This window comes from Nocardia thailandica NBRC 100428, from assembly GCF_000308795.1.
GTDB classification, from domain to species: domain Bacteria; phylum Actinomycetota; class Actinomycetes; order Mycobacteriales; family Mycobacteriaceae; genus Nocardia; species Nocardia thailandica.
On sequence record NZ_BAGK01000241.1, the window covers coordinates 16,579 to 31,388 of the forward strand.

Annotated in this window: 15 protein-coding genes; 13 read left to right on the forward strand and 2 right to left on the reverse strand. The window is 68.8% G+C overall.

The features are described 5' to 3' along the window. Positions 1-100 precede the first annotated feature (100 nt). Positions 101-676 carry a TerD family protein gene (locus ON36_RS27730; protein ID WP_043659665.1) on the forward strand — a complete coding sequence of 192 codons (576 nt, stop codon included), beginning with the start codon at positions 101-103 and terminating at the stop codon, positions 674-676. Between the two features lie 75 nt (positions 677-751). After that, a complete protein-coding gene (locus ON36_RS27735; RefSeq protein WP_043659669.1) occupies positions 752-1,864 on the forward strand; it encodes a DUF475 domain-containing protein in 1,113 nt (370 codons plus the stop codon). Positions 1,865-2,177: 313 nt separating this feature from the next. On the opposite strand, the gene ON36_RS27740 is transcribed toward ON36_RS27735, so the two are convergent. Continuing rightward, positions 2,178-3,557 carry a glycosyltransferase family protein gene (locus ON36_RS27740; protein ID WP_043659671.1) on the reverse strand — a complete coding sequence of 460 codons (1,380 nt, stop codon included), beginning with the start codon at positions 3,555-3,557 and terminating at the stop codon, positions 2,178-2,180. 166 nt (positions 3,558-3,723) lie between these two features. Between ON36_RS27740 and rpsF the strand changes: the two genes are divergently transcribed. The 7 genes from rpsF (at position 3,724) to ON36_RS27775 (ending at position 11,078) form a co-directional block, all read left to right on the forward strand. Next, complete coding sequence (rpsF, locus tag ON36_RS27745; RefSeq protein WP_043659673.1) at positions 3,724-4,011, forward strand: 30S ribosomal protein S6; 288 nt, start codon at positions 3,724-3,726, stop codon at positions 4,009-4,011. Positions 4,012-4,101: 90 nt separating this feature from the next. Further along, on the forward strand, positions 4,102-4,668 hold the full coding sequence (locus tag ON36_RS27750; protein ID WP_043659676.1) for a single-stranded DNA-binding protein: 567 nt from the start codon (positions 4,102-4,104) through the stop codon (positions 4,666-4,668). A gap of 34 nt (positions 4,669-4,702) precedes the next feature. Next, positions 4,703-4,954, forward strand: coding sequence for a 30S ribosomal protein S18 (rpsR, locus tag ON36_RS27755; RefSeq protein WP_043659679.1), 252 nt, complete (start codon positions 4,703-4,705; stop codon positions 4,952-4,954). Between the two features lie 19 nt (positions 4,955-4,973). Beyond that, the gene (gene rplI / locus ON36_RS27760; RefSeq protein WP_043659682.1) at positions 4,974-5,426 is read left to right on the forward strand and encodes a 50S ribosomal protein L9; all 453 of its coding nucleotides are present in this window, start codon (positions 4,974-4,976) and stop codon (positions 5,424-5,426) included. Positions 5,427-5,976: 550 nt separating this feature from the next. Further along, on the forward strand, positions 5,977-8,610 hold the full coding sequence (dnaB, locus tag ON36_RS27765; RefSeq protein ID WP_043659685.1) for a replicative DNA helicase: 2,634 nt from the start codon (positions 5,977-5,979) through the stop codon (positions 8,608-8,610). Positions 8,611-8,808: 198 nt separating this feature from the next. Beyond that, the gene (locus ON36_RS27770) at positions 8,809-10,512 is read left to right on the forward strand and encodes a cutinase family protein (RefSeq protein ID WP_043659688.1); all 1,704 of its coding nucleotides are present in this window, start codon (positions 8,809-8,811) and stop codon (positions 10,510-10,512) included. Between the two features lie 113 nt (positions 10,513-10,625). Beyond that, positions 10,626-11,078 carry an SRPBCC family protein gene (locus ON36_RS27775; protein WP_043659690.1) on the forward strand — a complete coding sequence of 151 codons (453 nt, stop codon included), beginning with the start codon at positions 10,626-10,628 and terminating at the stop codon, positions 11,076-11,078. A gap of 1 nt (position 11,079) precedes the next feature. On the opposite strand, the gene ON36_RS27780 is transcribed toward ON36_RS27775, so the two are convergent. Beyond that, positions 11,080-12,264, reverse strand: a complete 1,185-nt coding sequence (locus ON36_RS27780) for an MFS transporter (protein WP_043659692.1) — start codon at positions 12,262-12,264, stop codon at positions 11,080-11,082. A 108-nt stretch (positions 12,265-12,372) separates the two neighbouring features. Between ON36_RS27780 and ON36_RS27785 the strand changes: the two genes are divergently transcribed. The 4 genes from ON36_RS27785 to ON36_RS27800 all read left to right on the forward strand — a co-directional run bounded on the left by ON36_RS27785 (position 12,373) and on the right by ON36_RS27800 (position 14,806). Continuing rightward, on the forward strand, positions 12,373-12,810 hold the full coding sequence (locus tag ON36_RS27785) for a MarR family winged helix-turn-helix transcriptional regulator (protein ID WP_043659695.1): 438 nt from the start codon (positions 12,373-12,375) through the stop codon (positions 12,808-12,810). 319 nt (positions 12,811-13,129) lie between these two features. Further along, positions 13,130-13,522 carry a hypothetical protein gene (locus tag ON36_RS27790; RefSeq protein ID WP_085999711.1) on the forward strand — a complete coding sequence of 131 codons (393 nt, stop codon included), beginning with the start codon at positions 13,130-13,132 and terminating at the stop codon, positions 13,520-13,522. Continuing rightward, the gene (locus ON36_RS27795; protein WP_043659697.1) at positions 13,512-14,330 is read left to right on the forward strand and encodes a hypothetical protein; all 819 of its coding nucleotides are present in this window, start codon (positions 13,512-13,514) and stop codon (positions 14,328-14,330) included. The genes ON36_RS27790 and ON36_RS27795 overlap by 11 nt, the downstream gene beginning before the upstream one ends. A 56-nt stretch (positions 14,331-14,386) precedes the next feature. Then, positions 14,387-14,806 (forward strand): roadblock/LC7 domain-containing protein, encoded by a 420-nt coding sequence (locus ON36_RS27800; protein ID WP_043659799.1) that lies wholly within the window; start codon positions 14,387-14,389, stop codon positions 14,804-14,806. Positions 14,807-14,810 lie beyond the last annotated feature (4 nt).

A 14,810-nucleotide genomic window follows, 5' to 3' on the forward strand; every position in this document is an offset into this window, starting at 1 on the left:
CGTGACCAACTTCGCCGAAACCTATTACTGTCGTACCCGTACCCGGCGATTCGGACATGCTGGGAACCGACACACCGAACCGATCGAAAGGGATCCCCGCATGGGTGTCAGTCTGTCCAAGGGCGGCAACGTCTCGCTCACCAAGGCCGCTCCGAACCTCACGGCGGTCGCCGTCGGCCTCGGCTGGGATGTGCGCACCACCACCGGCACCGACTTCGACCTCGACGCGAGCGCGATCGCCACCGGCGCCGACAAGAAGGTCGTGTCCGACAAGCACTTCGTGTTCTTCAACAACCTGAAGTCCCCCGAGGGCTCGATCGAGCACGCCGGCGACAACACCACCGGCGAGGGCGAAGGCGACGACGAGGTCATCAACGTCGACCTGGCCAACACCCCGCCCACCATCGAGTCCATCTTCTTCCCGGTCTCGATCTACGACGCCGACTCGCGCGCACAGTCGTTCGGCCAGGTCCGCAACGCCTACATCCGCGTCGTCGACCGCAGCAACGGCGAGGAACTGGCCCGCTACGACCTCTCCGAGGACGCCTCGACCGAGACCGCCATGGTCTTCGGCGAGCTCTACCGCAACGGCGCCGAGTGGAAGTTCCGCGCCATCGGCCAGGGCTACGCCTCCGGCCTGGCGGGCATCGCCCGCGACTACGGCGTCAACGTCTAGCCGACAACGGCATCACCGACAGGGGGCTCGTCTGACGAGCCCCCTCTTGGTGCGATAACAGAAAGGTCCACCCGCGTGAATCTGCGCATATTCGGGCTGTCCATCGTCATTACGGTGCTCTCACTCGTCGTAGCAGTGATCTACGGTGGGCCGACCGCACTACTGCTCTGCGCGATCCTCGGCATCCTCGAGGTCTCGCTGTCGTTCGACAACGCCGTCATCAACGCCACCATCCTCGAGAAGATGAGTGAGTTCTGGCAGCGGATCTTCCTCACCATCGGTGTCGTGATCGCCGTGTTCGGCATGCGCCTGGTGTTCCCGCTCGCCATCGTGTGGATCACCGCGGGCCTGAACCCGATCGAGGCCTTCGACCTGGCGCTCAACCCGCCCGCCGACGACGCCGCCTACTTCCCCGACGGCAGCCCCAGCTACGAAACCCTGCTCACCGACGCGCATCCGCAGATCGCGGCCTTCGGCGGCATGTTCCTGGCGATGCTGTTCCTGAACTTCATCTTCGAGGAGCGGGAGATCACCTGGCTCAGCTGGCTGGAGAAGCCGCTGGCCAAGGCGGGCAAGCTCGACATGCTCGCCGTCGTGGTCGCCGGCATCGGCCTGGTGCTGACCGCCGAATTCCTGGCCCCCGACGGCAAAGCCGAGACGGTCCTGATCGCCGGCCTGCTCGGCATGATCGTCTACATCGCCGTGGACGGCCTCGGCTCGATGTTCCATGCCGAGGACGTGGCCGAGAACGCCACCGGCGGCGGCCCCAACGAGATCGTCAAGGCCACCGGCAAGGCCGCGTTCTTCCTGTTCCTCTACCTGGAAGTCCTCGACGCGTCGTTCTCCTTCGACGGTGTCATCGGCGCCTTCGCCATCACCTCCGACCCGATCATCATCGCGCTCGGCCTCGGCCTGATCGGCGCCATGTTCGTCCGGTCCATCACCGTGTACCTGGTCCGCCAGGGCACGCTGTCGGAGTACGTCTACCTGGAGCACGGCGCCATGTGGGCGATCGGCGCGCTGGCCGCCATCCTGTTCGTCTCGATCGGCGTACACGTCAACGAGCTGATCACCGGCCTGGTCGGCGTCGCGTTCATCGGCGCGGCACTGCTGTCCAGCGTCCTGCGCAACCGCAAGGGCGAGCCGGACGAGATCGAGGACGCCAAGGAACCTACGGCTGTGTCCTAGGAGCGCTGGCGCGCTCGGGTCGCGGCCCTTTCTGCCCCGACGACAAGGACCCCGATCCTCGCGGCTGCGCCGCATTGGGTCGGGGTCCTTGTCGTCGGGGCGGCCGCGACGCTCGCTTCGCTCGCCGGCCTCCTCGGGGTCGGCCGGTGTGGGTCGCGATCGGGGGTGGGGTCGGCCGGTGTGGGTCGCGATCGGGGGTGGGGGTCCGCCGCGGTGAGGCGCGGTCAGGGATGCGCGGCACGGTCAGGATGCGGGGCACGGTCAGGGATGTGGGTCACGGGCTGGGATGCGGGGCCCGGCCGGGCGGGCAGGATCACGGGGAAGCGGACAGCGCGGGCGGGCGGGCGCTGGACTGCCGATACTTCGGGATCGGGCGCTTGCCGACGGGGGCGCGCGTGCCCGACCGCAGGAACACGAAGAACAACACGACCAGCAGCGCGGTGCGTCCCCATACGCCGAATTGCACGGTCGCCTCCCACAGCGCGACGCCGTGGCCCGAGCCGAGCGCGGCGAAATAGCGGAAGACGCCGACGCCGACGGCCGCGTCGGCCACCAGATAGGCGCCGACCATCGCCCAGGGGACCTCGAGCAGGACGAAGAACGGAATTATCCACAGGGTGTACTGCGGGGAATACACCTTGTGGAAAAGCAGGAATCCGCACAGCATCGCCGCGCTCACCCCGACCCACGGAAACACCCCGCCCGCGGCATAGCGACGCCACCCCAGCCACAGCGCGAGGCCGAACGCGCCGAGGACGAGCAGCGGCGAGGCCACCGCGACGCCGCGGTGCCAGGCCGCGCCGAATTCCGCGTACGGTCCGAAGATCAGCTGATGACCCCAGTACCAGAACGAATTGGTGGTCACATCGGTCGAACGCTGCTGCTGGAAGACGATCGACGCCCGCCAGCCGGGAAAACCCGCCACCGCGAACGGCAGATTCACCGCGACCACCGTCAGCATGGCCGCCAGGATCGTCTGCGCCGCGCCACGGACATCGAAATCCCTTCGCCCCGAAGCTGTTTCACCACGCGTCAGCACGAACAGCGCCAGCGGGAGCACGAAGATGCCGGGATACAGTTTCAGGCAGAAACCGAGGCCGAGCAGCACCGCGGCGACGATCCCACGAACCCGGATACTCCATCGGGTCATCGTCGCCATCACGAACACCGCGCCGACCGCCGTGCACACGACCGGCAGTTCCCAATTGTGGAAGGCGTACAGCACCAGCGGCGGCCCGATCGCCCACACCAGCGCGGCCCAGCCCGCCAGCCGCGCCAGCATCCACGCGGTGAGCAACGCGAACGGCGCGAGCAGCAGCGCCGAATGCCACAGATAATCGGCGTCGTTGTCCACCCCGATCGCGCCCACCCACATCAGCACGCCGCTGAGCACCGGGTATTCGACCGCCCCGCCGATCAGCGAGCCGTCGTCGGCGAGGTCGCCGTCGACATACGGGAAGACGTGATTGTCGATCTCCCGGCCGCTCCACAGGAACTGGATATCGGAATAGCAGACATCCCGGTCCTTGCGGATGTCGAAAACCAGGCTGCGACCCCATTCGTCGAGTTCGCCGCCCGCGCAGCGGGCCTTGTTGGCATAGGCCAGCACCAGGGTGAGCGCGCACAGCAGCAGCATCAGGCCGGCCAGCACCGCGGGCGCCTGCCTGCGGACAGAAGGGGAAACGGTCGGCATGGGCTCGACAATATGCGGAGCACCCCGGGCGACGCGGACTGTGACGCGCGGATCGATTTCGGGCCGCACGCGGGTCTCCTGTAGCCTGATCGGGTTGCTGACGCAACGACCCTCCTGCCACGGAAAGTCCGTGGCCGTTTCCTAGTCCACAGGAGGTGATTGGTCCGTGCGTCATTACGAAGTGATGGTCATCCTCGACCCGAGCCTGGACGAGCGCATCGTCGGGCAGTCCCTGGATAACCTGCTCAACGTCGTCAAGACCGAGGGCGGCAAGATCGACAAGGTCGACATCTGGGGCCGTCGTCGTCTCGCCTACGAGATCGCCAAGCAGGCCGAGGGCATCTACGCCGTCGCCGAGCTGACCGCGACTCCCGCCACGGTGAGCGAGCTCGACCGCCAGCTGGGTCTCAACGAGACGGTGCTGCGCACCAAGGTTCTGCGCAAAGACAAGTAGTCCGGCAAACCTCGTTTTCGTCGGAGCCTGTCTCTAGGCTGTGCGCGAACAGCGAGAACGGACTGCACCCCCGAGCAGGAGGAACCCCTCATGGCAGCAGGCGACACGGTCATCACCGTCATCGGAAATCTGACGGCCGACCCCGAGCTTCGTTTCACGCCCGCGGGCCAAGCGGTGGCGAATTTCACCGTCGCTTCCACGCCCCGCGTATTCGATCGCAACACGAACGAATGGAAAGACGGCGAGGCTCTGTTCCTGCGCTGCAACATCTGGCGTGAAGCAGCGGAGAACGTCGCCGAGAGCCTGACCCGAGGCGCTCGCGTCATCGTGAGCGGACGACTCAAGCAGCGCTCCTACGAAACCCGCGAGGGTGAGAAGCGCACGGTCGTCGAACTCGAGGTCGACGAAGTCGGCCCCTCGCTGCGCTACGCGACAGCGAAGGTCGCCAAGGCCGGTCGCGGCGGAGGCGGCGGTGGCGGCTTCGGTGGTGGTTCCGGGAATGCCGGTGGTGGCAGCGCAGGCGGCTACAACGCCAACAACGGTGGCGGCGGACGGTCGAGCGGCGGCAACGCCGGCGACGACGATCCGTGGGGTAGCGCGCCCGCGGCCGGCTCCTTCGGGGGCGGCGGCCGCATGGATGACGAACCGCCGTTCTGACGAACGGCCATCACGAATTACGGAGTAGAAGACCATGCCTAAAGCGCCCGCGCGCGAAAAGGTGCTGAAGAAGAAGGCCTGCACTTTCTGCAAGGAAGCCAAGTCCGGCCTCGTCAACATCGACTACAAGGACACCACGCTGCTGCGCAAGTACGTCAGCGACCGTGGCAAGATCCGCGCCCGTCGTGTGACCGGTAACTGCGTGCAGCACCAGCGCGACATCGCCGTTGCCGTCAAGAACTCGCGTGAGGTGGCCCTGCTTCCTTACGTCTCGACCGCTCGCTGAGAAAGGGAGGTAAAAGCAGATGAAGCTCATCCTGACTGCTGATGTCGACAACCTCGGCGCCCCCGGTGACCTGGTCGAGGTCAAGGACGGCTACGGCCGCAACTACCTGCTGCCCCGCGGCCTGGCCATCGTGGCCACCCGTGGCGCCCAGAAGCAGGTCGAGGGCATCCGTCGTGCCCAGGACGCGCGCAAGGTGCGCGACCTGGACCACGCCAACGAGCTGAAGCAGGCCATCGAGGGCCTGGAGTCGGTGTCGCTGAGCGTCAAGACCTCCGACAGCGGCAAGCTGTTCGGCTCGGTCACCTCGGCCGACGTCGCCGGTGCCATCAAGGCCGCCGGTGGCCCGGTCGTCGACAAGCGCAGCATCGAGCTGCCGAAGGCCCACATCAAGGCCACCGGCAAGCACAACATCGCGGTGCACCTGCACCCCGACGTGGTCGCCAAGTTCGCCCTGCAGGTCGCGGCGAACTGAGCCGGCTCACCTTCGGGTGATCCCACGCTGACGAAGAACACTCCCGGTATCCATCGGGAGTGTTCTTCGGCTGTGCCTCCGGCCGCGTTTGCCAGTCAATGGCTGAACGGTGTGCGGCGCCGCTCGCGGAGTACCTCCCCGCAGCCGGGCACGGCTGTGATCAGCACTTATTCCACCTGTGGATGAATGCCGAAACCGACCGGCAGTAATGTGACGTAGGCCATAAGAGCGGACCGTTCTGTTAACTGAACACGCCCGGCCGTTCAACTTCACACTCCGGCCGCGAACTTATTCATCCACATGGTGATGAACATGGATTTCTGCCCTTATCTGGCGTTTCACCAGGACAAACCCTGGTTGTCCCCAAGTTATCCACAGGGCGTACCCAACTTTGGGTGAACGGGGGCGGAGTTATCCACAGGTGGGGACAGATTTCGTCCTGGCGCGTCCCGACCGGGTCGCCTAGGTTCGTTGCAGTGCCGTGTGCCGACCACCCGGGACCGGGCACGGCTGCCGATTGCTGGCGCCGAAGAGAGGACGGTCGAGCCAGGTGACCACCACCGACGATCGCGGACGTTCGGACTTCCCCCCCGAGGCCCCCGGCGAGGATTTCGGCCGCCAGCCCCCGCACGACATGGCCGCGGAGCAGTCCGTCCTCGGCGGCATGCTGCTGAGCAAGGACGCCATCGCCGACGTGGTCGAGGTGATCCGCCCCGGCGACTTCTACCGCCCGGCGCACCAGGCCATCTACGACACCATCCTCGACCTCTACGGCCGCGGCGAACCGGCCGACCCGGTCACCGTCGCCGCCGGTCTCGACCGCCGCGGCGAACTCAAGCGCATCGGCGGCCCGCCGTACCTGGTGACACTCACCCAGACCGTGCCGACCGCCGCCAACGCGGGCTTCTACGCCGAGATCGTCGCCGAGAAGGCCATCCTGCGCCGCCTCGTCGAGGCGGGCACCCGCATCGTCCAGTACGGCTACGCGGGCGCCGACGGCCAGGACATCGCCGAGGTCGTCGACCGCGCCCAGGCCGAGGTCTACGAGGTCACCGAGCGCCGCACCACCGAGGACTTCCTGCCCCTGGAAGAACTCCTCCAGCCCACCATGGACGAGATCGACTCCATCGCCTCCCGCGGCGGCATCTCCCTCGGCGTCCCCACCGGCTTCAGCGAACTCGACGAACTCACCAACGGCCTGCACCCGGGCCAGATGATCATCGTCGCGGCACGGCCTGGTGTGGGCAAGGCGCTGTCCCTCGACACGCCGCTGCCGACACCGACGGGCTGGACCACCATGGGTGAGGTGCGGGTCGGCGACGAGCTGATCGACGCGCAGGGCAGGCCGACCCGGGTCGTCGCGGCGACCGAGGTGATGCTCGACCGACCGTGCTACGAGGTCGAGTTCTCCGACGGTTCGGTCATCGTGGCCGACGAACAGCACCAGTGGCTGACCGATACGCGGGCGTCCCGCCGCTCGGCGCAGCAGGCGGCGTCCGGCGCTCGCGGACAGCGCCGTCAGCGCACCGTCGCCGCGGTCCGCACGACCGCCGAGATCGCCGCGACGCTGCGGTGCGACACCGCTGACGCGAGGCTCGATCACTCCGTCGTCAACACCGCGCCCCTGCAGCTGCCCGCGCGGGACCTGCTCGTTCCCCCGTACACCCTCGGCGCGTGGCTGGGCGACGGAACATCGGCGGCCGCGCAGCTCACGACGGCCGATCCGGAGATCGTCGCGCGTATCGAGGGCGAGGGCATCGTCGCCGTCCCCTCGCGGTCGGCGCGGTTGCGGTACCAGCTGGTGCTGCCGGAGGACGGCGCGGTCGAGGCCAGGGCCTGTGTGGTCTGCGGCGCCTCGTTCATCCCCCGCACCAGCGAAGTCCGGACGTGCGGCCGGTCCTGCGGCGGCCGCGCGCGTTTCGTGTCCGCGCCGGTCGCCGCCCCGCGGTGCGCGCGCTGTGCGGCGCCCTCGTCCGGGCTGCGGTTGTGCCAGGACTGTCGTTCGTCGGTCGGCAGCGTCCAGGCGCGGCTGCGGACGCTCGGCGTTCTCGGCGACAAGCACATCCCCGTCGCCTACCTGCGCGCCTCGGAGGAACAGCGCCGCGCCCTGCTGGCCGGTCTGCTCGACACCGACGGCACGGTGACCCACGGCGGGTCCGTGCAGTTCTCGGTGACCGACGAACGGCTGTTCCGCGACGTGCAGGAGCTCATCGTCGGGCTCGGCTACCGGTGCTCGGTGTCGACCAAGCGGGTCCGCGGTCGGACGGAGCGGACCTCGGTCGCGTTCACCGCCACGTTCGCCACCGACGACGAAGTATTCGGCCTGCACCGTAAGGCGATCCTGCACAAGGAGCGTCGCGCGGCGCGCAACACCACGCGGACGGGCTCCCGCTACATCGTCGACGTGCGCCGGATCGCGTCGGTGCCGGTCCGGTGCGTCGAAGTCGACAACCCCGACCATCTGTACCTGGCCGGCCGCTCGATGATCCCGACCCACAATTCGACGCTCGGTATGGATTTCATGCGGAGTTGCTCGATCAAGCACGGGTTGGCGAGCGTCATCTTCTCGCTGGAGATGAGCCGGACCGAGATCGTGATGCGTCTGCTGTCCGCGGAGGCCAAGATCAAGCTCGGTGACATGCGCGCGGGGCGGATGAGCGACGACGACTGGACGAAGCTCGCGCGGCGGATGAGCGAGATCAGCGAGGCGCCGCTGTTCGTCGACGATTCGCCGAACCTGACGATGATGGAGATCCGGGCCAAGGCGCGGCGCCTCAAGCAGCGGCACGACCTGAAACTCGTCGTGGTGGACTACCTGCAGCTGATGACCTCCGGCAAGAAGGTCGAATCGCGACAGCAGGAAGTCTCGGACTTCTCGCGAAACCTGAAACTGCTCGCCAAGGAGCTCGAGGTCCCGGTCATCGCGATCTCGCAGCTGAACCGTGGTCCCGAGCAGCGCACGGACAAGCGGCCCATGGTGTCCGACCTCCGCGAGTCCGGCTCGCTGGAACAGGACGCCGACATGGTCATCCTGCTGCACCGCCCGGACGCCTTCGAGCGCGACGACCCGCGCGGCGGCGAAGCCGACCTCATCGTCGGCAAGCACCGTAACGGTCCCACCGCCACGATCACCGTCGCCCACCAGCTGCACCTGAGCCGGTTCGTGGACATGGCCCGCGGCTGAGACCACCGCGTGACGTTTGCCGTAGCCGCCGACGGCGCCCGGTCGTGGCCTATCGGCGGTGATCACGGCGTGATCCGACACGCCGACGTTGTGTTCGCCACGGTAACGATCTTCGGGGGCGGCACGACAGCTCTGGTGACATCTGGCCCGTCGGGGGGCCTGTCCATCCAGGTATCGGCAACGGAATGGGATCGGACCATGGCACTTCGCGAGTTCCTCGCGCAGCATCGCATCGCGTCGGCGGTCGCCGCACCCGCGGTGCTCGGTATCGCCGCGATCGTCGCGGCATCGTTCGCGGTGACGGACACCCCACGCAAGGCGGACACCACGCTCGTCTCGTCGGTGACCGAATGCCACGACATGGTGACCATCTCGGTCGCCGGACGTAACGACACACCCCGTGAGGGCACGACCGCGATGCTGGTCGACGCCAACGGCAACCCGCTGCCCGCCGCCCTGTCGGGCGATCACAGCAGCGAATGGCTCGACCCGGTGATCAACGCGCCCAAGGCGGAGACCGGCGAGGACTACGCGGCGGTCTACATCGCCTACCCGGCGAACATGGACTCCTACGAGGACGCGGTGAACACCGGTGTCGCCAACACCCAGCAGGTCATGCAGCAGATCGCGGCGGCCTGCCCGGACACCAAGTTCTCGATCGTCGGGTACAGCGAGGGCGCGGACGTGGTCCGCCGGGTCGCGATGGGTATCGGCAACGACGATCCCGCCGACGGGTACAGCGTGGTGAACCCCGACGACGTGCTCGGCGTCGTCATCCTGGCCGACGCGGGCAGGCAGGCCGGGGAGGGCCCGTTCCCGGGCGCGGTGGATCCCAACCGTCCGGACAACTTCGATCCGGCGTATCAGACCGGCAACGGCACCGCGCCCGGTCAGGGCGCGCTGCCGGGCACTTCGGGCAGCTTCGGCAAGCTGAACGGCAAGGTCGCCTCGTTCTGCTCCGAGGGCGACCTGACCTGCGCGGCCCCGCAGAACATCTCGCTGCTGCAGCTGGCCGCCAATGTCGGCCGCCAGCTCGACGTCGACTCGCTGCAGGCCCAGGGCCTCACCGAGGCGACCGGCGGTGACGTGGCGATGAAGCTGGGCCAGATCGCCATGCTGGCGTTCTCCGACATCGCCTCGCAGCCGAACTGGATGGCCTCGGACGAGACCTTCCTCCAGGTGCTGCTGCGGGTGTCGGATCCGGCCTACAAGCCGGGTCAGCAGCCGGTGAAGACGGTCGCGCAGGATTCGATCACCCAGGACCAGCTCTCGCCGATCGCCTACCTGCCGCAGAAGATCTTCAACGAGATCGTGGGGCTGATCGTCACCAACCAGAACACCATCCCGGTGATCATGAGCGATCCGTACCAGCTGACGCTCGGCCCGAACAAGACCGGTCACCACTTCGACTACTGGCGGGACTCGGACCCGGCGAACGGCAAGCCGCTGACCTCGGCCGAGTACGCCGCCGCGTGGCTGACCCACCTGGCCAAGGAGGCCCAGGCCGGGCGCACCCCGGACACCAGGGCCAAGCCGGAGGAGCAGGACCTGGCCGACGCTCGGGCCGCGGCGGCCGCGGTGACCGCGACCCCGACCGCCACGCCGACCACCACGGCCAAGGGCACGACGACGACGGCGAAGCCGACCACGACGACGAAGCCGGGCACGACGACCACCGCGCCGAAGACGACGACAACGACGCCGCCGGTCACCACCACGCCCAAGCCGGTGGACACCCAGGCCGAGGCGCCGAAGAAGGAGACGACGACCACCGCGCCCGCGGAGCCGAAGAAGGTCAAGGCGGAGACCCCCGCCGAGACCACCACGCCCGCGCCGACCACGACGGTCACGCCGACCACCACGCCGGCGCCGACCACCACCGCGACTCCCGCGACTCCGTAGCCGCGCACGAAGGCGCCGGTCCCACGTTCCGTGGACCGGCGCCTTCGCCGTATTCCGATCGCGGCGAGGCTTACCCTGCACGCGGCGGGGCCCGGCGTGGTTCGATCCGTGCCATGACCGCCGACAACAAGATCGTTCATGCCAGTCGCGAGATCGCCGCTCCGGCGGCCGAGATCTTCGAGCTGATCGCCGACCCCGCCCAGCAGCCGCGCTGGGACGGCAACGACAACCTGGCCGAGGCCGAGGACGGCCAGCGGGTGACCGCGGCCGGGCAGTTCTTCCTGACCACGCTGACCCACACCGGGGCGGTGCGGCAGAACCACGTCGTGGAGTTCGCCGAGGGCAGGCTCATCGCCTGGAACCCGTCCGAGGTCGGGCAGCCCGCGCCGGGGCACCTGTGGCGCTGGGAGCTCGAGCCGGTGGCCGAGGACCGGACCAAGGTCACCCACACCTACGACTGGACCGCGCTGACCGACGAGAAGCGCCAGGTCCGGGCGCGGGCGACGACGGAGGACAAGCTCCAGGCCTCGGTGGACCGACTGGCCGAACTGGCCGAGCGGCGCTGAATCACACCGTGACGGGCTCGGGCGCCGCGGCGCCCGCCCGTGCGCGGCGGCCGGCACCGGTGGCGGCGGCCAGCACCACCAGGCCGGTCGCGGCGAATCCGGCGCCCACCCACAGCGGCGAGACCCAGCCGAGCCCCGCTGCGATCGCCAGGCCGGACAGCCAGACGCCGAGGAAGTTGCCGACGTTGAACGCGGCGATGTTCGCCGAGGAGGCGAGGGTCGGCGCGGCGCCCGCGTAGTCGAGCACCCGCATCTGGAGGCCGGGGGTGGCGCCGAACCCGAAGAAGCCCATGGCGGGCAGCAGGACGAACACCGCGAGCCGGTGCTCGGCGAGCAGCGCGAATAGCACCAGCGCGGCGCCGAGCGCCAGGGTGAGCGCGGCCAGGGTGCGGGTGAGGGCCCGGTCGGCCAGGCGGCCGCCGGCCAGATTGCCGAAGAACAGGCCGACGCCGAACAGCACGAGCAGCCACGGCACCGCGCCCTCGGAGAAGCCGGTGACCCGCGTGAGCAGCGGCTCGATGTACATGAACGCGCCGAACATGCCGCCGAAGACCAGCACGGTCAGCCCGAGCGAATACCAGACCTGGGGTTCGCGGAAGACCGCGAGTTCGGCGCGCAGGTCCGGTCGCCGCGCGCTCGCCGGCGTCTCCGGGACCAGCGCGGTGATGCCCGCGAGGGCGGCGAGGCCGACCACGGCGATGACGGCGAAGGTCGCCCGCCACCCCCACTGCTGCCCGATGAAGGTGCCGAGCGGGACGCCGAGGACGTTGGCGACGGTCAGCCCGCCGAACATGATCGAGATGGCGCCCGCCTTCTTCTCGGCCGGGACCAGGCTCGCGGCGAGGACCGCGCCGATGCCGAAGAAGGCGCCGTGCGCGAGCGCGGCGAGGACGCGGCCGCCGAGCAGGGCGGCGTAGCCGGGGGCGAGGGCGGAGGCGACGTTGCCCACGGTGAACAGGATCATCAGCAGCTGGAGCGCGCGTTTGGGCGGCTTCCGGGTGACGACCGGGGTCAGCGCGAGCGCGCCCGCGACGACGGCGAGCGCGTAGCCGGAGATGAGGTACCCGGCGGTCGGTACCGAGACGTCCATGTCGGTGGCGACCGAGGACAGCAGCCCGGCGATGACGAACTCGGTGAGCCCGATGCCGAACCCGCCGAGCGCCAGGGCGAGGAGACCCAGAGGCATAGCTCACGCTTCCTTTCACCGTGCGCGGTTATCCCGCGTGTGCAACTAAGTACTCGGCCAAGATAGTTGCACACGCGGACTATTGCAACCGCCGGTTATCATGGCCGCATGGGTATTGCCGACGACGCCGTCGAAGTCCGCGCCTCCGGGTGGCGCACCCTGGCCGCGCTGCACGGCCGGATCGAGACCGCGCTGGAGCGCGAACTCGTCCGCGCCCACGACCTCTCGGTGGTCGAGTACACCGTGCTGGACGCGCTGACCCGCCAGGACGGCTGGCACATGCGCATCTCCCAGCTCGCTCGCGCCGCCGCCCTGTCGGCCAGCGCGACCACCCGCCTGGTCAACCGGCTGGAGGACCGCGGCCTGCTGACCCGGGTCCTGTGCGCCGACGACCGGCGCGGCATCTACACCGAACTCACCGCCGAGGGCCGCGCGGCCTACGACGCCGCCAAGCCGACGCACGACCGCGTACTGGAGGCGGCGCTGGACGACGCGGAGCAGGTTCCCGAGCTCGCCGGCCTCGCGCACTTCCTGCATCGTTCCTGACCGAAAACCGCGACGGCGGCGCAAGGGCGGACATACCGAACAGCCGGTACGTCCACTCGATTGCCCGGAATTAGCGGGGCGATATGACCTAAGTCAATATTCGGACTTCGCGCAGGTCATCCGGCTGCGATGTTCCCGTACCGACAAGTAGTCACCAGGGGAAATGCGAAACCGTACGGTATTCAATACCATCGGGTATATTTCTGAATTCCCGGCAACGCTCGTTTGCGGGGCGAATTCCACGGGTTAGCCGGACAGACCTTCCGATGCTGTGTAGCGTCTCGAATCAGAAATCACGGGCACGACTGACGGTGGGCGAGTGTTCAGTATCGACGGCAGCTTGAAACGCATCATGGACATCCCGGGTGCGCGCAGTGTGACCCTGGCCGACGGCGCGAGCGGACTCGCGATCGCCGCCGCGGGCGAGCACGAGGGCTTCGACGAACACGAGGACGCCGCCGCCACAACGGATGTGGTGCGTGCCGTGCTGAGCTGCCCGACCCTGTCGACCGAGGCCGACGGCGACGTCACCGAGATCGTCGTGTGCAACGACCGCGGCTACCACCTGCTGAATTTCCTGGACGCCGATTTCGACGGCCGGCTTTTCGTGCACGTCGTGTTCGACGAGTCCTCGGGCGGCAACCTCGCAATGGCGCGATATCAGATCAAGAGCATCCTCACCGAATTCTCCGAGGAACGTCGTGAGCGCTGAACTCGCCGTCGTCCTACGCCGGCTCGAAATACAGAAGTGCACCGGAGTCCTGCGCACGGGCGACGGCGCGATCCATTTCACCGACGGGGCGATCACCTCCGCCGACTGCCGCCGCACCACCGGCCTGGAACGGCTCGCGGTGGAATCGGGCGTGGCGACCGCGGAGGAATGGCGACGGGCCCGCAGCGGCGATCCGAGCCGGGTGCTGCACCGGCCCCGCCTCGAGGCGCTCGCGGTGCTGTCGGTGTTCGACGCGGCCTATTTCCTCATGTCGTCCCGGTCGTCGCCGGAGTTCCGCCCCGGGCCCGCGCACTGGATGACCGGCATGTGCCGGGTCGCGCCGCGCGCGGTGGTCGACGAGTTCGAACGCCGCCGCGACGCCACCGGCTCCCCCTGGCCCGCCGACCTGGTCGATCGGGTGCCGGTGGTGCCGACGCGCCGCGTTCGGCAGCGGCGCATCGCGCTGACCGGCGGACAGGTCGAGGTCCTCGCCGCGGCCGACTCCCGGCGCAGCGTCGCCGGCATCGCCCGCGACCTCGGCCGCACCACCTACGGCTGCCTGGTCGCGGTGCGCGAACTCACCGACGCGGGCCTCGTCGAACGTCCCGGACCGGCGCCCGTACCGATCACCTCCGCCGAGCCGCGCGTGCCCACCGAGCCGCGCGTGCTCGTCTCCGGCGCCGACCGGCCGACCCTGGCCCGCAGGCGGGTCAGGGCGACGCCGGCGCTACCCGTGCCCGAGCGCTGGGAGCCGGTCGACCGGGACGTGCTGATCCGGCTCAAGGCGGCACTGGAGGGCTCTGCGTGACCCAGCGGAAGAGATTGCTCCGCGACAGACTCAAGGGAAGGTTGACCAAGGTGGCGATGTCGGGACCCGAACCCAACGCGGCGGTGCTGGCGGAGCTGAGAGGACTGCGCGACCGGGTGCCCCGGCTGACCGGCACGCTGGTCGCCTCCAGCGACGGGCTGCTCATCGCCCACGACCTACCCCCGCACATCGAACCCGGCGGGATGGCCGCGATGGCGGCGGCGCAGCTGTCGCTCTCGCACCGGCTCGCCACCACCGCGCACGGCAGCGGCTTCCACGAAGTCGTCGTGCACGGGACGGACGGCCACGTGGTCATCTACGCCGCGGGCTGGACCTCCCTGACCGTGCTGACCGGTTCCGACGTGAATGTCGGCCGGCTGCACCTGGAATCGCGACCGGTCGCGCGCGCCATCGCCGATCATCTCGCGCCAACCACCAGCGACCTGGGCAAGCACCAGGCGAAGAACACCGATTGAAAGG